The sequence below is a fragment of the Proluteimonas luteida genome (assembly GCF_021191695.1).
Classification (GTDB): Bacteria; Pseudomonadota; Gammaproteobacteria; order Xanthomonadales; family Xanthomonadaceae; genus Luteimonas; species Luteimonas luteida.
This window is the reverse complement of record NZ_JAIWPT010000008.1, coordinates 111,395-127,913: the sequence shown is the minus strand read 5'-3', so window position 1 is coordinate 127,913 and position 16,519 is coordinate 111,395. Positions and strand designations below refer to the sequence as shown.

At 70.5% G+C, this 16,519-nt stretch carries 15 protein-coding genes and 1 tRNA gene; 5 read left to right on the top strand and 11 right to left on the bottom strand.

Annotation, left to right across the window (positions count from 1 at the left end):
• Positions 1-185: 185 nt before the first annotated feature.
• The 4 genes from LDO26_RS08950 to LDO26_RS08935 are packed head-to-tail and all read left to right on the top strand — an operon-like array spanning position 186 to position 4,954.
• Entirely contained in the window at positions 186-641 is a 456-nt protein-coding gene (locus tag LDO26_RS08950) for a MarR family winged helix-turn-helix transcriptional regulator (RefSeq protein WP_232130741.1), read from the top strand.
• Positions 638-2,131, top strand: coding sequence for an efflux transporter outer membrane subunit (locus tag LDO26_RS08945; protein WP_435594056.1), 1,494 nt, complete (start codon positions 638-640; stop codon positions 2,129-2,131). Before LDO26_RS08950 ends, LDO26_RS08945 begins: the two co-directional genes overlap by 4 nt.
• Positions 2,128-3,339, top strand: a complete 1,212-nt coding sequence (locus tag LDO26_RS08940) for an HlyD family secretion protein (protein ID WP_232130739.1) — start codon at positions 2,128-2,130, stop codon at positions 3,337-3,339. Before LDO26_RS08945 ends, LDO26_RS08940 begins: the two co-directional genes overlap by 4 nt.
• A 34-nt stretch (positions 3,340-3,373) precedes the next feature.
• Positions 3,374-4,954 carry a DHA2 family efflux MFS transporter permease subunit gene (locus LDO26_RS08935; protein WP_255682121.1) on the top strand — a complete coding sequence of 527 codons (1,581 nt, stop codon included), beginning with the start codon at positions 3,374-3,376 and terminating at the stop codon, positions 4,952-4,954.
• Between the two features lie 105 nt (positions 4,955-5,059).
• Here the strand turns inward: LDO26_RS08935 and LDO26_RS08930 are convergent, their stop codons facing one another.
• From LDO26_RS08930 to radA, 4 genes are all read right to left on the bottom strand, one after another.
• Positions 5,060-5,632, bottom strand: a complete 573-nt coding sequence (locus tag LDO26_RS08930; protein WP_232130738.1) for a hypothetical protein — start codon at positions 5,630-5,632, stop codon at positions 5,060-5,062.
• Between the two features lie 68 nt (positions 5,633-5,700).
• On the bottom strand, positions 5,701-6,312 hold the full coding sequence (locus LDO26_RS08925) for a hypothetical protein (RefSeq protein WP_232130737.1): 612 nt from the start codon (positions 6,310-6,312) through the stop codon (positions 5,701-5,703).
• A complete protein-coding gene (locus LDO26_RS08920; RefSeq protein ID WP_232130736.1) occupies positions 6,309-6,887 on the bottom strand; it encodes a hypothetical protein in 579 nt (192 codons plus the stop codon). The genes LDO26_RS08925 and LDO26_RS08920 overlap by 4 nt, the downstream gene beginning before the upstream one ends.
• Positions 6,880-8,283, bottom strand: coding sequence for a DNA repair protein RadA (radA, locus tag LDO26_RS08915; protein ID WP_232130735.1), 1,404 nt, complete (start codon positions 8,281-8,283; stop codon positions 6,880-6,882). Before radA ends, LDO26_RS08920 begins: the two co-directional genes overlap by 8 nt.
• Positions 8,284-8,479: 196 nt before the next feature.
• On the opposite strand from radA, the gene LDO26_RS08910 reads away from it, so the two are divergent.
• Positions 8,480-9,535: a diguanylate cyclase gene (locus tag LDO26_RS08910; protein ID WP_232130734.1), complete on the top strand. Its 1,056-nt coding sequence runs from the start codon at positions 8,480-8,482 to the stop codon at positions 9,533-9,535.
• Positions 9,536-9,688: 153 nt separating this feature from the next.
• Here LDO26_RS08910 and LDO26_RS08905 read toward each other — a convergent pair whose 3' ends face one another.
• The 7 genes from LDO26_RS08905 to LDO26_RS08875 all read right to left on the bottom strand — a co-directional run bounded on the left by LDO26_RS08905 (position 9,689) and on the right by LDO26_RS08875 (position 16,379).
• Complete coding sequence (locus tag LDO26_RS08905) at positions 9,689-10,048, bottom strand: helix-turn-helix domain-containing protein (RefSeq protein WP_232130733.1); 360 nt, start codon at positions 10,046-10,048, stop codon at positions 9,689-9,691.
• Positions 10,045-10,347 (bottom strand): type II toxin-antitoxin system HigB family toxin, encoded by a 303-nt coding sequence (locus tag LDO26_RS08900; protein WP_232130732.1) that lies wholly within the window; start codon positions 10,345-10,347, stop codon positions 10,045-10,047. Before LDO26_RS08900 ends, LDO26_RS08905 begins: the two co-directional genes overlap by 4 nt.
• A 305-nt stretch (positions 10,348-10,652) precedes the next feature.
• Positions 10,653-10,728, bottom strand: a tRNA-Thr gene (locus LDO26_RS08895).
• Between the two features lie 36 nt (positions 10,729-10,764).
• Entirely contained in the window at positions 10,765-11,715 is a 951-nt protein-coding gene (ispH, locus tag LDO26_RS08890) for a 4-hydroxy-3-methylbut-2-enyl diphosphate reductase (protein ID WP_232130731.1), read from the bottom strand.
• 289 nt (positions 11,716-12,004) lie between these two features.
• Positions 12,005-12,496 (bottom strand): signal peptidase II, encoded by a 492-nt coding sequence (gene lspA, locus LDO26_RS08885; RefSeq protein WP_232130730.1) that lies wholly within the window; start codon positions 12,494-12,496, stop codon positions 12,005-12,007.
• Positions 12,496-15,309, bottom strand: coding sequence for an isoleucine--tRNA ligase (gene ileS / locus LDO26_RS08880; RefSeq protein ID WP_232130801.1), 2,814 nt, complete (start codon positions 15,307-15,309; stop codon positions 12,496-12,498). The genes lspA and ileS overlap by 1 nt, the downstream gene beginning before the upstream one ends.
• Before the next feature lie 62 nt (positions 15,310-15,371).
• Positions 15,372-16,379: a bifunctional riboflavin kinase/FAD synthetase gene (locus LDO26_RS08875; protein WP_232130729.1), complete on the bottom strand. Its 1,008-nt coding sequence runs from the start codon at positions 16,377-16,379 to the stop codon at positions 15,372-15,374.
• Positions 16,380-16,519 lie beyond the last annotated feature (140 nt).

The following is a 16,519-nucleotide window of genomic DNA, read 5'->3' as shown; positions in this document are numbered from 1 at the left end:
CGGCGCCCGGTCCGCCTCTCCACCCCGAAGGCGATGGACGGCGGCACCGGCCGGTGCATGCGCCATGCGGACGCACCCGCACCGCACCGTCGCCCGGATCGCCGTGCCATCCGCACCACAGCATTCCATTGCACGCACAATATTTGCATTGACAACTATTGCATTGGCGAGGATCATGCCGCGCCATGCAAGCCACGCGCGCCCCCAACGAAAGCGCCTCGTCGCTGGCCCTGCTGGTCCGGCAGGTACGCGACGCCATGTGGGCGCGGATGGCGCACGAGCTGGCGCAGGCCGGCCATGAACTGACCTTCAGCCAGTACATCACCCTGAAGAAGATCGCCGCCGGCACCGTCGGCGCCACCGAACTGGCGCGTGCGGCCTGCCTCAATCCGGGTGCGATGACCCGGCTGATCGACAAGCTGGTCGCGCATGGGCTGGTGACGCGGGTCGTGGATCCGCGCGACCGGCGGGCGCTGCACATCGACCTGACCGACCGGGGACGCACGATCTGGAGCGAGATCGACCAGTGCGGCCGCCGGGTGCTCGAACGCGCGCTGGACGGCATGTCCAAGGACGAACAACGCCAGTTGACCCGCCTGCTCGCGCAGGTCCGCGACAACCTTTCCTTTCCCGGGGAATGACCATGTCATCCGGTATCCGACGCGCCCCCCGCCGGGCGCCGGCCGTGCTGTTGCTGGCCTCCGCGCTGGCGCTCGCCGGCTGTGCCAGCAGCCGGGGCCTGCAACCGCAGCTGAGCCCGACCGGGGCGGACACGCTGTACAGCGCCCGCAGCCTGTCCGGCGGCACGTTCAGCGCCGCGGCGTTTCCCGCGGACGACTGGTGGATCACGCTCGGCGATCCACAGCTCGATGCGCTGATCCGGGAAGCGCTGCGCGACAGCCCGTCGCTCGCGGCGGCCGATGCGCGGACGCGCGCCGCGCTGGCCCAGGCGGGACTCGCCGATGCCGAACGCCGACCGACGCTCGGCGCCAGCGCGCGCTACAGCGGCGTGCAACTGCCGGAGACGATCGCCCCGGACCCGCTTGGCGGCGAGCTGAAGACCAGCGCCGTGCTGATGCTGCAGTTCGCCTGGACGCCCGACCTGTGGGGCGGCCAGCGCGCGCGGTACGAGGCCGCGGTCGGTCAGGCGCGTGCCGCCGAAGCCGATGCACAGGCCGCGCGGCTGACGCTGTCGGCCAACGTCGCCCGGACCTACATCGCGCTGGCGCAGGCGTTCGATGCCGACGCCGTCGCCAACCGCGAGCAGGCACGCGCGACGCGGCTGATGGCGCTGAGCCGGCAGCGTGTCGATGCCGGACTCGACAACCAGCTGCAGCTGCGCAACGCCGAGACCACGATCGGCATCGCGCGCCAGCAGGGCCAGGCCGCGCGACAGCAGATCGACGCGCTGCGCAATGCCCTCGCCGCGCTGCTCGGCAAGGGGCCGGATCGCGGCCTCGACATCGCGCCGCCGCGCTTGCTCACCGCGCCCCCGCCCGCCATTCCCGCCGTGCTGCCGAGCGAGCTGCTGGGCCATCGCGCCGACGTCGTCGCCGCGCGCTGGCGCGTCGAGGCCGCGGGCCGCGGCATCGCGGCCGCGACGGCCGCGTTCCGGCCGAGCGTCGATCTCGGCGCACTGGTCGGCCTCGCGTCCGGCGGCCTGTCGGACCTGTTCGGCAGCGACGCGCTGCTCGGTTTCGGTGGCCCGGCCCTGAGCCTGCCGATCTTCGACGGCGGCCGCCTGCGCAGCGGACTGGCGCAGCGCGACGCCGACTACGACCTCGCCGTCGCCGGCTACAACCAGGTGCTCGTCGCCGCGCTGCGCGAGGTCACCGACGCGGTGCAGGCCGCACGCTCGCTCGATGCGCAGATCGCGACCGTCGACGCGGCGCTGACGGCGGCGGATGCCGCGCTGTCGCTGGCGCAGGCGCGCTACGACGCCGGCCTCGGCAACCAGCTCGACGTGCTGGCCGCGCAGCGCCCGCTGTTCCAGCTCGAGCAGCAGCGCGCGGCGCTGTGCGCGCAGCGCCTGACGGCGACGGTCGATCTCGACCACGCGCTCGGCGGCGGCCTCGCCCCCGCCGCCCCTCCCTCCTCCACTCACGACCTTGCCCGGGCGATCTCGCCATGACGTCACAGATCAATCCAAGCGCCACCAGCACGCCGATCCCGTCCCCTGCGCCGTCGAACGGCAGGCGTCGTCGCGCGCTGCTGCTGCTCGCAGGCGTCGCCGTCGCCGCCTGCGTCGGCTGGCTGGCGTACTACCTGCTGGTCGCGCGCTGGCACCAGGACACCGACGACGCCTACGTCCAGGGCAACGTCGTCAGCATCGTGCCGCAGACATCGGGCACGGTCGTGTCGATCGACGCCGACGACGGCATGAAGGTCGAGGCCGGCCAGGCGCTGGTGCACCTGGATCCCAATGACGCGCAGGTCGCCTTCGAGCAGGCCGTCGCCAACCTCGCCGGCACTGTGCGCCAGGTCCGCGGCCTGTACGCCAGCGTGGATGCGGGCCAGGCCGACCTGGCCGCGCGCCAGGTCGCCGTCGCCCAGGCGCGCGCCGACGTCGGGCGCCGCGAGGGCCTGGTCGCCAGCGGCGCCGTGTCGCAGGAGGAACTGGCGCATGCGCGCGACGTGCTGGCCGCGTCCGAGGCCGCGCTGTCGTCGTCGCGCGGCCAGCTGTCGCGCAGCCGCGCGCTGGTCGACGCGGCCGGGATCGCCAGCCAGCCGCAGGTCGAAGCGGCCGCGTCGCAGTTGCGGCAGGCGTATCTCGACCTGCAGCGCACGGCGATCGTCGCACCGGTGTCGGGCCACGTCGCCAGGCGCCAGGTCCAGCTGGGCCAACGCGTGCAGCCGGGCAACACGCTGATGACGATCGTGCCGCTGGAGCAGGTCTGGGTCGAAGCCAATTTCAAGGAAACCCAGCTGACGAAGATGCGCATTGGCCAGCCGGTCGAGGTCCGCGCCGACCTCTACGGCAGCGCCGTGCGCTACGACGGCCGGGTCGCGAGCCTCGGCATGGGCACCGGCAGCGCGTTCTCGCTGCTGCCCGCGCAGAATGCCAGCGGCAACTGGATCAAGATCGTCCAGCGCGTGCCGGTGCGGATCGAGCTCGATCCGGCCCAAGTCGCCGCGCATCCGCTGCGGCTCGGCCTGAGCATGCACGTCGACGTCTCGATCCGAGACCAGGATGGCCCGGTGCTCGCCGCCGACAGCGCGCGCAACGCGACGCCGCTGATGTCGACGCAGGCCTATGCCGACGAGCTGCAGGCCGCGAATGCGCTGATCGCCCGCACCATCGAACGGAACCTGCCGGCGCCGGCGACCGCGCGCCGCTGAGCCGCGCACCACGCATCGACCGCGAGCACCGACCATGTCCACCACGACCGCCGAGGGTGCGGCGCCGGCGTCCCCGACGCCCGCCGCGCCGACCGCGTTCCGTCCGCCCAACCTCGCGCTGACGACGATCGGCCTTGCGCTGGCGTCGTTCATGCAGGTGCTCGACATCACGATCGCCAACGTGTCGTTGCCGACGATCGCCGGCAACCTCGGCGCGAGTTCCAACCAGGCGACGTGGGTCATCACCTCGTTCGCGGTCAGCAACGCGATCGCGCTGCCGCTGACCGGCTACCTGACCCGCCGCTTCGGCGAGCGCAGGCTGTTCGTCTGGGCGACGTCCGCATTCGTCATCGCGTCGCTGCTGTGCGGCCTGGCGACGAGCATGGGCCTGCTCGTCGCGGCACGCGCGTTGCAGGGCTTCGTCGCCGGCCCGATGTACCCGGTCACCCAGGCGCTGCTGATCTCGATCTATCCACCCGCCAGGCGCGGACAGGCGATCGCGCTGCTGGCGATGGTGACCGTCGTCGCGCCGATCTGCGGTCCGATCCTCGGCGGCTGGATCACCGACAACTACAGCTGGGAATGGATCTTCTTCATCAACGTACCGATCGGCATCTTCGCCAGCGTCGTCGTCGCCGGCCAGCTGCGCGGCAGGCCGGAGAAGCTCGGGACGCCGAAGATGGACTACGTCGGGCTGGTCACGCTGGTGCTCGGCGTCGGCGCGCTGCAGACCCTGCTCGACCTCGGCAACGACGAGGACTGGTTCGCGTCGACGAAGATCGTCGTGCTCGCGGTCGTCGCGGTGCTGGGCCTGGCGGTGTTCCTGATCTGGGAGCTCACCGAGAAGGACCCGATCGTCGACCTGCGGCTGTTCCGCCACCGCAACTTCGCGTTCGGCACGCTGGCGATGGTGCTCGGCTACGCCGCGTTCTTCGCCGTCGGCCTGCTGGTGCCGCTGTGGCTGCAGCGCAACCTCGGCTACACGCCGATCTGGGCCGGCCTGGCGACCGCGCCGGTGGGCATCCTGCCGGTGCTGCTGACGCCGCTGGTCGGCAGGTACGCGCCGCGGTTCGACCTGCGCATCCTTGCCAGCTTCGCGTTCATGGTGATGGCCTTCACCAGCTTCCTGCGCTCGGGCTTCAACCTCGACGTCGACTTCCCGCATGTCGCCGTGGTGCAGCTGTGGCAGGGCCTGGGCGTAGCGCTGTTCTTCATGCCGGTGTTGAGCATCCTGCTGTCGGACCTGGAGCCGCACGAAATCGCCGCGGGCTCGGGCCTGGCGACGTTCTGCCGCACGCTCGGCGGCAGTTTCGCGGCGTCGCTGACGACCTGGGCCTGGAACCAGCGCAGCACCGTGCACCACGCGCAGCTGACCGAACACATCGCCGCGCACGATCCGGCGATCCAGCAGACCGTCGCGGCCCTCGGCCAGGGCGATCCGCAGCGCGGTGCGATGGCGCTGAACCAGATGATCTCGCAGCAGGCCGTGCAGATCGGGTTCAACGAGATCTTCCACGTGCTCGGCATCCTGTTCCTGGTCGTGATCGTGTTCGTCTGGCTCGCGAAGCCGCCGTTCGCCGCAAAGACGGGCGGCGCGGCGGGTGGCGGGCACTGATCCCGCCCGGCGCTGCCGCGCGGACGCGCGACCGTTTTCCTGCACGGCAACGGCAACGGCACCTGCGCAGCCCGGCAGGAACGCACGGGCGGCGTCTGGATGGGATCAGGCCATCGCCAGCAGCGCGGCGCCGGCGGCGGCGCCCAGCACCGTGCCGCCGATCACTTCGGGCAGGGTATGGCGCGCCATGCGCAGCCGCGACCACGCCAGCGGCGGGACCAGCAGCAGCGCGGCGATCCCCGCCGACGGCAGCAGCCCGAGCAGCACCACGCCCGCGAACGCCAGGCTGGCCATGTGCAGCGACAGCTTGATCCAGTGGTTGGCGATGCCGGCCACGCACAGCATCAGGGCCGCCGCCAGCACGCCGGACGAGGTCGCCGATCCGCGCCCGCCCATCCACAGCCAGTAGCCCGCGGCGACCGCGAGCGCGAGCAGGTACAGCAGCGGCCGCTCCTGTCGCCGCGAGGCATCGACGGTCTGCCAGTGGCCGCCGCGCCGGCGCTGCCAGATGAAGACGGACACGATCGCGATCGCCGCGCCGATCCCCACGGCAGTGCGCGGCAGGGCGTCCGGGGCGAGCCGCCACGCCACGAGCAGCGCCAGCGCGGCGAACAACGGGAACGGATGCAGGGCGATCGAGATCGCGCGCGCCATCGCGCGGTGGCGGGGGCTGGTCATCGGCGCGATCATTGCACACGCAGGCCGGCGGGCAACCGGGACGTCCCGCGGCCGGAAAAGCGCCACCACTACAACGGGAACACCGCCGCTCCGGGCGCAACCTCGAGCAGGTCCAGCGCGCGCGACATCTCGGCATCGCCGCCGCGGTTCGCGTGCGGCCCGAGTTCCGCACGATCCAGTCCGATGCGTCGACCGAGCCAGCCGATCAGGTAGAACAGGCCGGCCATCGCGGCCGTCACGCCGGCGACCTCCAGGTAATCGGAGCGGCCTGCCGTTCCCTGCCACAGCATCGCGCCGGTCACCACGATCCCGGCCAGCGCCGCGATCCCGGGCAGGATGTGCCGGGTCGCGGCCGATACGGAATCGACCGGGACCGTCGCGTACACGCTGCCGTCGGCGAGATTGCGGATGCCGTAGACGGTCACGCCGTCCGCGTCCTCCACCCCGGCCACGCGCAGGCGGTCGCCGGCGCCGAGGAACAGTTGCCCCGCACCCAGGCTGCGCAGGCGGAACAGCGGGGCATGGCCGTCGAGGCGGAAGCCGATCCGGTCGCTGTCGATGCTGCGGACCTGCCAGTTGTTCACGTGCACCGCATGCCAGGTCGTGTGCGTGCCGCGGTCGGCCTCCGCCAGCACGCCCTCGTAGCACCGCATCCGGCCGGCGATCGCGGCGTCGGTCATCGCACCGCCCCGCGGCTTGCGCGATAGCCGCGTTCGGCATCCCAGCGTTCGCGCACGCACACCACCGGCAACGAGAACAGGAACACCAGCAACAGGCCGATGCCGCCGCAACCGAGCACCGCGCCCAGCAGGATCGGCAGCAGGATCCATGCACCGACCGGGCCATCCAGCGCGCCGGTCGACGACAGCCAGGCGGCGCCGGCGGCAAACGCCGCGAAGCATGCCAGCGCGCACAGCAGCAGGCCGGCGGACGAGCGCGACATCGCCCACATCGCCATCGGCGCCAGGTCCACGCCATCGGCGCGAAGCCAGCGCAGCCAGGTCCTGCCCGTCGTCGTGGTCACGCCGGCGACGACGTCGATCCCGCCCCGTCCCGTGCCCAGGCCCTCCTGCAGCGTGGCGATCGGGCCGCCCAGCAGCTGCACGAAGTCGCTCTGGCGCAGGAAGACCCATTCGTCCCCGATGCGCAGCCGGTACAGCATGTCCGACGCCGAAACGCGCGGCAGCAGCCGGTTGCCGTCGAGCCGCTCCAGGCGTCCGCGCAGCACGCGGAATCCCGGCGGCGGCTCAGACATGTTCCAGCGCCTCGGCCAGCCGCTCCACGGCGATGACCTCCATGCCCTTGTAGCTGCCGGCCTTCGGCGCGTTGGCCTTCGCCACGATCGCGCGCCTGAAGCCGTGCGTCGCCGCCTCGCGCAGGCGCTCCTCGCCGTTGGGCACCGGGCGGATCTCGCCCGACAGGCCGACCTCGCCGAAGGCGATGGTCTTCTCCGGCAGCGGCGCATCGCGCAGCGACGACAGCACCGACAGCAGCACCGGCAGGTCGGCCGCGGTCTCCTGCACGCGGATGCCGCCGACCACGTTGACGAACACGTCCTGGTCGCCGGTCATGATGCCGCCGTGGCGATGCAACACCGCCAGCAGCATCGCCAGACGGTTGCCCTCCATGCCGACCGCGACCCGGCGCGGATTCGACAGCGGCGAGGCGTCGACCAGCGCCTGCACCTCGACCAGCAGGGGCCGCGTGCCCTCGCGCGTGACCATGACGCAGCTGCCCGGCTGCGGCGTGCTGCCGCCGGACAGGAAGATCGCCGACGGGTTCGGCACTTCCTTCAGGCCCTTGTCCCCCATCGCGAACACGCCCAGTTCGTTGACCGCGCCGAAGCGGTTCTTGAACGCCCGCATGACCCGGAAGCGACTGCCGCTGTCGCCTTCGAAATACAGCACCGCATCGACCATGTGCTCGAGCACGCGCGGACCGGCGATGCCGCCCTCCTTGGTCACGTGGCCGACCAGGAACACCGCGGTGCCGGTCTCCTTGGCGTAGCGCACCAGCCGCGCGGCGGACTCGCGCACCTGGCTGACCGAACCGGGCGCGGCGGTCAGCGATTCGGTCCACAGGGTCTGGATCGAGTCGGCGATGATCAGCCGCGGACGCAGGTCCGACGCGTGTTCGAGGATCCGTTCGATGCCAGTCTCGGCCAGCGCGTGCAGGCCGTCGAGCGACAGCCCGAGCCGGACCGCGCGGCCGGCGACCTGGGCCAGCGACTCCTCGCCGGTGACGTACAGCCCCGGCAGCGTGCCGGCCATCTGCGCCAGCGCCTGCAGCAGCAGCGTCGACTTGCCGATGCCCGGGTCGCCGCCGACCAGCACCACCGCGCCTTCGACCAGGCCGCCGCCGAGCACCCGGTCGAACTCGCCGATGCCGGTCGACACCCGCACGTCCTCGCCCTGCTGCACGTCCTTGAGCGCCATGACCTTCGGCGCGTCGACCTTGCCGGCCCAACCCGACCGGCGCGACGCCGGCGATTTCGCCGCGGCCGCGGATTCCAGCACGATCTCCGACAGCGTGTCCCACGCCCCGCACGCGCCGCACTGGCCCTGCCACTTGCTGTAGTCGGCGCCGCATTCGCTGCAGACGTAGGCGGTACGGGCCTTGGCGGCGCGGGCTTTGGACGGGGGGCTGACCACGGAAGGTTCCTGACGCGGGCGACGGCGCAGGATACCCGCGGGCGGTCGCAATGGCCGAGATCCGTCCGGTCCGCACGCCCGCCACGTCGCCTCGCCACCGCGCAGGCGCACGGCGTATTCATGGACCTTCCGCCGAAGCCCCTACAATCCGCATCTCAGCACGCCACCGGACACAGCGCAGGGGACGCCAGCCCGGATGCCGAACCAAACCGACATCGCCGACCGGTCAACGACCTCGGTCCGGCACTTCATCCATCGCACCTACCGGATGCGCACGCTCGGCACCGCGCTGTGCGCACTGCCGATCGCATCGGTGCTGCTGGAACGCGGCGTGCCGGCATGGGTCTGGGTGGCCCTGTCGGGCAACGCGCTGGTCTGGCCGCACCTGGCCAACCAGTGGTCGCAACGCGCCGCCGACCCGCTCGCGGCCGAATACCGCAACCTGGTGCTCGATGCCGCGTTCGGCGGGCTGTGGCTCGCGATGATCGCCGTCAGCCCGCTGCCGACGGCGATCATCGTCACCGCGCTGACCACCGACCGGATCGCCGCGGGCGGCTGGCGCATGGTGCGGCGCTCGACCGTGGCGCTGCTGCTGGCGTTCGCAGCCGGCTGGGCCATGCTCGGATTCCCGTTCGCGCCGGAGATGTCGCTGCGCACGCTGCTCGCCTGCCTGCCGCTGCTGTTCGGCTACAACGTCGCCCTGAGCGTCGTCACCTACCGCCTCGGCAAGACGATCTCGCGGCAGAACCGCCAGCTCGAACACCTCAACCTCACCGATGCCAGCAGCAACCTGCCCAACCGCCGCCATTTCGACGCGAGCGCGATGCGGGCGCACGCGCTGTTCCGGCGCCACGTGCGGCCTGCGGCGCTGCTGCTGGTGGACATCGACCGCTTCAAGGACATCAACGACCACTACGGCCACGGCACCGGCGACGTGGTGGTCAAGGCCGTGGCCGACGTGCTGCGCGACGCCGTATGTCCCAGCGACGTGCCGGCGCGCATCGGCGGCGACGAATTCGCGGTGCTGCTCAACGACACCGGACTGCCGCATGCGCGCGAAATCGGCGAACGCATTCGCGCCAGGATCGCCGCGCTGGCGTTCGACGCCGCGCCCGGGCTCGCCTGCACGGTCAGCGTCGGCGTCGCCGATGTCCGCGACCAGCACGACACCCTGCAGCACTGGATGCGCGATGCCGACGCCGCCCTGTACCGCGCCAAGGCCGCGGGCCGCAACCGCCTGGCGGCGGCGTGACCCCGCACGCCGGAAACGCGGACGGGCAGCCGCGAGGCTGCCCGTCGGGTCGAAACTGGTGCCGGAAACAGGAATCGAACCTACGACCTGCGCATTACGAATGCGCCGCTCTTTTCGGCTTACCGATCATTCGTACGGACTCGATTTCAGCCCCTATGCTCCGATCAGACTTTCCGCCGGGATCCCCAGATTCCGATGCAGGTTGCGGATCATGCCGATGGTGAGGCTCCGCTTGCCGTTAAGCACCTCATAGACCCTGTTCGGCTTCCCGATCGAGGGCACCAGGTCTTTGACCGTCAGCTCTCCCTGCTCCATTCTGAAGCGAATGGCCTCAATCGGATCCGGCGCCTCGATCGGGAAGGTCCTGGTCTCGTAGGCCTCGACCAGCGTGGCGAGAACCTCGAAGCGATCGCCATCCTCCGTACCCGGCTCCGGCTCGTCATCGAAATAGGCCGACAGCTCACGAAGGGCGGCCTTGTAGTCCTGTTCGTCACGGATGGGATGGATGTTCATAGCGCCTCCACTGTTGCGGCGTCGATCCTGTCGTACTCGGCATGCGTTCCCAGGAACTTGATGTAGACAGCCTGGAAGCGATAGGCCACTGCCACGATCAACCTGTAGTCGTTACCTTTGATGTTGAACACCACACGGTTCTTGCCCACGAAACTGGCACTCGCGTAGTGATTGCGAATGTCCTGCGGCGAGAGCCAAGCGGCATGTTTCGCCTCGTCGTACCAGGCCTTGAGGGGCTGCTCCGAGTCAGGGTGACGTTCCCAGAACGCCCTCAGGGCGCTGACGGCGATGACTCTCATGCGGCGATGCTAGTCCCAAATTGGGACTGATGCAAGATGTCGTCCGTTCGCCGCTGAATCACGGATTGGACCATTCCCTGGCCATTCTGTGCACGGGAGGGGTTCTTCGCCGATTCCCGGGATTCACCTGTCGTAGGTCGGGGCAACGCCCCCGACACCAGACGGCGCCGATCGCGAATCCGGACACCGCGCACGTCGGCCGCGTGGGGCCGACCTACGCAAGGTCGGACGACCGTCTTCCCCGGACTTGGGCGAAGAACCAAAAAAAAAACCCCGGGAAGCTGGGCTTCCGGGGGCTTGGTGTCTGGTGCCGGAAATAGGAATCGAACCTACGACCTACGCATTACGAATGCGCCGCTCTACCAACTGAGCTATTCCGGCATGGGGCGTGAATTCTAGGCAGCGCCTCGGCTGCGGTCAATCGACCAGTTGCACCCGCAGTTCCTTGGGCAGCGCGAACACCATGCTTTCCGGTTCGCCGTCGAGCTCGCGCATGCCCTTGGCGCCCAGTTCGCGCAGGCGATCGAGCACGCCCTGGATCAGGATGTCGGGGGCCGACGCGCCGGCGGTGACGCCGACGTGGCGGCGGCCGGCGACCCAGCGCGGGTCGATCTCGGCCGCGCCGTCGATCAGGTAGGCCTCGACGCCGTCGCGCTGGGCCAGTTCGCGCAGGCGGTTGGAGTTGGAGCTGTTCGGCGAACCGACCACCAGCACCAGGTCGCACTGCCGGGCGAGGTCGCGTACCGCATCCTGGCGGTTCTGCGTGGCATAGCAGATGTCGTCGTTCTTCGGCCCCTGGATCGCCGGGAACTTCGCCTTCAGCGCGGCGATGACGCTGCGGGTGTCGTCGACCGACAGCGTGGTCTGGGTGGTGTAGGCGAAATTCTCCGGCTGGCCGACGACCAGCGCCTCGACGTCGGCCTCGTCCTCGACGAGGTAGATCGAGCCGCGACCGGCCTCGGCGCGCCACTGTCCCATCGTGCCCTCGACCTCGGGATGGCCCGCATGCCCGATCAGCACCACGTCGCGGCCGGCCCGGCAATGCCGCGCGACCTCGAAATGCACCTTGGTGACCAGCGGACAGGTCGCATCGAAGACCTTCAGGCCACGCCGCGCGGCTTCTTCGCGCACCGCCTGCGAGACGCCGTGGGCGCTGAAGATCACCGTGTTGCCGTCCGGCACCTCGTCGAGCTCCTCGACGAAGATCGCGCCACGCCGCTTCAGGTCCTCGACCACGAAACGGTTGTGCACGACCTCGTGGCGCACGTAGATCGGCGCGCCGAGCAGCTCGATCGCGCGCTTGACGATCTCGATCGCGCGGTCGACGCCGGCGCAGAAGCCGCGGGGATTGGCGAGGACGATATCCATGAGAACCGGAGTTTACCGAAGGCTGTGGGAATGGAGGGGCAACGAGCGCGACGGAGCATCTCCCGCACGGCACGATCGCCCTTCCCTGCGTGGTGGGTAACGCCAGGACGCGATCGTAGGTCGGGCAACGCCCCCGACGCCAAGCGCATGTCGGCCGCGTGGGGCCGACCTACGCAAGATCGGGGGCAACCCTCTTCCAAAGCCCCCTCGCCCGACGCACTTCGCGCGTCGACCTCTCCCGCAGGCAGAGGTGCCCCGATCCGACGGCCGAAGCTCTCCCCCCGCAGAGTCAGGCTTTCTTCTTCACCGGGAAGAGCCCGAACAGCGCGATCCCGATCGCGCCGCCGACGATCGCCGCGTCCGCCAGGTTGAACGCCGGCCAGTAGTAGTCGCGCCAGTGCCACTGGATGAAGTCGACGACGTGGCCGTGGATCTGGCGGTCGATGACGTTGCCCAGTGCGCCGCCGATGACCAGCGCGAACGGCAGCGCGGTCCGCCAGTCGCGGCGCGGGGTCCGGGTCAGCCACCAGGTCAGCACCGCGCAGATGCCGAACGCAAGCAGGGTGAAGAACCACTTCTGCCAGCCGCCGGCGCTGGCGAGGAAGCTGAACGCCGCGCCGGTATTGTAGGTGCGGTACCAGTTCCAGACGCCGTCGATGACCGGGATCGCGGTGTACTCGGGCAGCGAGGTCAGCACCCACCACTTGCTCAACTGGTCCAGCACGATCACCGCGGCCGACAGCAGCAGCCACGGCAATGCATCGGGCCTGGCCCTGGCCATCAGAACCACCTCCGCACTTCGCCGCCGCCGTCGCGGCCGTCGGTCGCGATGTTCTCCACGCAGCGCCCGCACAGCTGCGGATGCGCGGCGTCGCTGCCGACATCGGCGCGGCGCTGCCAGCAGCGCACGCACTTGGGCTTGTCGGTCGGCCGCGCGGACACGCCGATCAGCGCGCTGTCCTCGTCGCCGACGATGCTGACGTCGCCGCTGATCAGCAGGAAGCGCAGTTCGTCGATGACCGGCGACAGCCAGTTCTGGTCGGCCACGCTGCAGCGCAGTTCGATCTCGGCATCGAGCGCGGCGCCGATCGCGCCGCTGGCGCGCATCGGTTCGAGCACCCTGGACACCTGCTCGCGCAGTTCCAGCACGCGCTCGAAGTCCTCGTTCGACCACGGCGCGTCCCCGTCGAGCGGCACCAGCCCCTCGTACCAGGTGGCGAACTGGACATTGGCCTCGCGCGTGCCGGTCGCCGGTGCCGGCAGGTAGGCCCACATCTCGTCGGCGGTGAAGCTCAGGACCGGCGCGATCCAGCGCACGAACGCCTCGACGATGTGGTACATCGCGGTCTGCGCGCTGCGGCGGCCGGCCGAATGCTCGGGCATCGTGTACAGCCGGTCCTTGGTGACGTCGAGGTACAGCGAACCGAGGTCGACGCTGCAGAAGTTCAGCAGCGCCTGCACGATCTCGGCGAAGTCGTAGCGGGCGTAGGCGTCGGCGATCCGCTGCTGCAGCGCGAACGCGCGGCCGACGATCCAGCGGTCCAGCGCGACCATGTCGGCCGGGGCCAGCAGGTCGCGCGCCGGCTCGAAGCCGGCGAGGTTGCCGAGCAGGAAGCGCGCGGTGTTGCGGATGCGCCGGTAGGCGTCGGCGTTGCGCTTGAGGATCTCCTGCGACAGCGACATCTCGTTGCTGTAGTCGGCCGATGCGATCCACAGGCGCAGGATGTCCGCGCCCAGGGTCTTCATGATGTCCTGCGGCTCGATGCCGTTGCCCAGCGACTTGGACATCTTGCGGCCGTGCTCGTCGACGGTGAAGCCGTGGGTCAGGCACTGCCGGTACGGCGCCGCCCTGTCGATCGCGACGCCGGTGAGCAGCGACGACTGGAACCAGCCGCGGTGCTGGTCGGAACCTTCCAGGTACAGGTCCGCCGGCTTGCCGAGGCCGCGCTCGAGCAGCACGCATTCGTGGGTGACGCCGGAGTCGAACCAGACGTCGAGGATGTCGGTGATCTTGTCGTAGTGCACCGCCTCGCTGCCCATCAGTTCGGCCGCGTCCAGCGAGTACCAGACGTCAACGCCCTCGCGCTCGACGCGGTCGGCGACCGCGCGCATCAGCTCGGTGCTGCGCGGGTGCGGCTCGCCGGTCTCGCGGTGCACGAACAGCGCGATCGGCACGCCCCAGGTACGCTGGCGCGAGATGGTCCAGTCCGGGCGGCCCTCGACCATGCCGGCGATGCGCGCCTGGCCCCATTCAGGATACCACTTGACGGTTCTGATCGCGGCCAGCGCGTCGCGGCGCAGGTGCGCCTGCTCCATCGAGATGAACCATTGCGGCGTGGCGCGGAACGCGATCGGGGTCTTGTGCCGCCAGCAGTGCGGATAGCTGTGCTCGAGCTTCGCGAACGCCAGCAGCGTGCCGTTGCCGCGCAGCACGTCGACGATCGCGTCGTTGGCCTTCCAGATATGCAGGCCGGCCAGCACGACGTCGCCGGCGGGCGGCGTCGACGGCAGGTAGACGCCGCGCCCGTCGACCGGGTTGATCTGGGCGGCGCTGTAGCGGTCCAGCAGCCCGTAGGCCTTGCCGACGATGTAGTCGTCCTGGCCGTGACCGGGCGCAGTGTGCACGGCGCCGGTGCCGTCCTCGGCCGAGACGTGCTCGCCCAGGATCACCGGAATGTCCCGCTCGCCGTAGAAGGGATGCGCCAGCAGCAGGTGTTCGAGCGCGGCGCCGGGCACGCGGCCGTGCACGACGACGTCGCCGTCGACGCCGTAGCGGCGCAACGCGCGCTCGGCCAGCGGCTCGGCCAGCACCAGCCAGCGGCGCCTGCCGGCATGCGCCGGGCCTTCCACCAGCACGTACTCCAGTTCCGCGCCGAGCGAGACCGCCAGCGAGGCCGGCAGCGTCCACGGCGTCGTGGTCCAGATCGGCACCGCGATCCCGACGTCGGCCGGCAGCGTCGCCCCGAACGCACGCGCGAACGCCGCGCTGTCGCGGGCGGCGTAGGCCACGTCGATCGCCGGCGACACCTTGTCGGCGTATTCGATCTCCGCCTCGGCCAGCGCCGAGCCGCAGTCGAAGCACCAGTGCACCGGCTTGACCCCGCGGGTGAGGTGGCCGTTGTCGATGACCTTGGCCAGCGCGCGGATCTCATTGGCCTCGAAGCGGAAATCGAGCGTGCGGTAGGGATTGTCCCAGTCGCCGATCACGCCCAGGCGCTTGAAGTCGCGGCGCTGGATGTCGATCTGCGCGTTGGCGTACTCGCGGCACTTCTGCCGGAACTCGACCGCGTCGAGCTTGACCCCGACCTTGCCCCACTTCTTCTCGATCGCGATCTCGATCGGCAGGCCGTGGCAGTCCCAGCCCGGGATGTAGGGCGCGTCGAATCCGGCCATCGACTTCGACTTGACGATGATGTCCTTGAGGATCTTGTTGACCGCATGGCCAAGGTGGATCGCGCCGTTGGCATACGGCGGGCCGTCGTGCAGCACGAACCGCGGCCGCCCGGCGGCATGCGCGCGCAGCTGCGCGTACAGGCCTTCCTCCTCCCAGCGCGCCAGCGTCGCCGGCTCGCGCTTGGGCAGGTCGCCGCGCATCGGGAAATCGGTCGACGGCAGGTGGATCGTCGACTTGTAGGGGTTGGAACCGGACTCTGCGCTCACGCGAAACCCTGTCGTTGTGCTGCTTGTGGGGGTGCCGCACGCGTGCGTGCGGACTCGGGGGGCGGACCGAGCAGGCGCCTTGCCTGCGCGGCATCGCGGTCCATCTGCGCGACCAGCGCCGACAGATCGGAGAACTTCTCCTCGTCGCGCAGCCGCGCGACGAACTCGACCTCGATGCGGCGGCCGTACAGGTCGCCATCGAAATCGAACAGGTGCGCCTCGAGCAGCGGCTCGACGCCGCCGACGGTCGGCCGGGTACCGAAGCTCGACACCGACGGCCACGGGGCCGCGCTGCCGGTCAGGTCCTCGACCCCGCGCACGCGCGTGGCGTAGATCCCGCGCAGCGCCGGCACCCTGCCGCCGAAGCGCAGGTTGGCGGTCGGATAGCCCAGCGTGCGGCCCAGGCGCTGGCCATGCACGACCCGGCCCGACACCGCGTACGGCCGGCCGAGCAGCGCCGCGGCGGCGGCGAAATCGCCGGCGACCAGCGCGGCGCGGATCCGGGTGCTCGACACCCGTTCACCATCGAGGACCAGCGGCACGATCTCGCCAGCGACGAAGCCCGCGGTCTCGCCCAGCGCGTGCAGCGTCACGATGTCGCCGGCACGGCGGTGGCCGAAGCGGAAGCCCGGGCCGACCCAGACCTCGCGCGCGCGCAGCCGCTGTACCAGTACCTGTTCGACGAAGGCATCGGGCGTCATCGCCGCCATCCGCGCGTCGAAACGCAGCAGGCCGACGACATCCACGCCCAGCGCGCGCAGGCCCTCGACCTTGGCCCGTACCGGCCCGAGCCGTGGCGGCGGCGCATCGGCGGCGAAGAACTCGCGCGGCAGGGGTTCGAAGCTCAGCGCCACCACCGGCACCCCGAGCACGTGCGCCCGCGCGACCGCCTGCCGCACCAGCGCCTGATGGCCCAGGTGCAGGCCATCGAAGGCACCGATGCAGACCACGCTGCCGTCGGCACACAGGGGATCGCCGGCGATGTCGCGAAACAGCCTGCTCATGTCGTCCCGTCGGACGGAACGCGCCATGCGGATCAGGCGCGTTCCGGGAAAATGACCGGTCATTATAGGGGGCAGGGGGCAGGGGCCGGAGGACAGGGAAAAGCGATGGCGGACGAGGCACTTGCTTTTCCCTGTCCTCC

Excerpts from the sequence above, each read along its gene's own strand:
- LDO26_RS08940 (WP_232130739.1), top strand. The coding sequence starts at position 2,128 with ATGACGTCACAGATCAATCCAAGCGCCACCAGCACGCCGATCCCGTCC.
- LDO26_RS08900 (WP_232130732.1), bottom strand. The coding sequence starts at position 10,347 with ATGAGAGTCATCGCCGTCAGCGCCCTGAGGGCGTTCTGGGAACGTCAC.
- ispH (WP_232130731.1), bottom strand. The coding sequence starts at position 11,715 with ATGGATATCGTCCTCGCCAATCCCCGCGGCTTCTGCGCCGGCGTCGAC.
- ileS (WP_232130801.1), bottom strand. The coding sequence starts at position 15,309 with ATGCGCGGCGACCTGCCCAAGCGCGAGCCGGCGACGCTGGCGCGCTGG.
- LDO26_RS08930 (WP_232130738.1), bottom strand. The coding sequence starts at position 5,632 with ATGACCAGCCCCCGCCACCGCGCGATGGCGCGCGCGATCTCGATCGCC.
- LDO26_RS08935 (WP_255682121.1), top strand. The coding sequence starts at position 3,374 with ATGTCCACCACGACCGCCGAGGGTGCGGCGCCGGCGTCCCCGACGCCC.
- LDO26_RS08875 (WP_232130729.1), bottom strand. The coding sequence starts at position 16,379 with ATGAGCAGGCTGTTTCGCGACATCGCCGGCGATCCCCTGTGTGCCGAC.
- LDO26_RS08905 (WP_232130733.1), bottom strand. The coding sequence starts at position 10,048 with ATGAACATCCATCCCATCCGTGACGAACAGGACTACAAGGCCGCCCTT.
- LDO26_RS08950 (WP_232130741.1), top strand. The coding sequence starts at position 186 with ATGCAAGCCACGCGCGCCCCCAACGAAAGCGCCTCGTCGCTGGCCCTG.
- LDO26_RS08945 (WP_435594056.1), top strand. The coding sequence starts at position 638 with ATGACCATGTCATCCGGTATCCGACGCGCCCCCCGCCGGGCGCCGGCC.
- lspA (WP_232130730.1), bottom strand. The coding sequence starts at position 12,496 with ATGGCCAGGGCCAGGCCCGATGCATTGCCGTGGCTGCTGCTGTCGGCC.
- LDO26_RS08910 (WP_232130734.1), top strand. The coding sequence starts at position 8,480 with ATGCCGAACCAAACCGACATCGCCGACCGGTCAACGACCTCGGTCCGG.
- LDO26_RS08925 (WP_232130737.1), bottom strand. The coding sequence starts at position 6,312 with ATGACCGACGCCGCGATCGCCGGCCGGATGCGGTGCTACGAGGGCGTG.
- LDO26_RS08920 (WP_232130736.1), bottom strand. The coding sequence starts at position 6,887 with ATGTCTGAGCCGCCGCCGGGATTCCGCGTGCTGCGCGGACGCCTGGAG.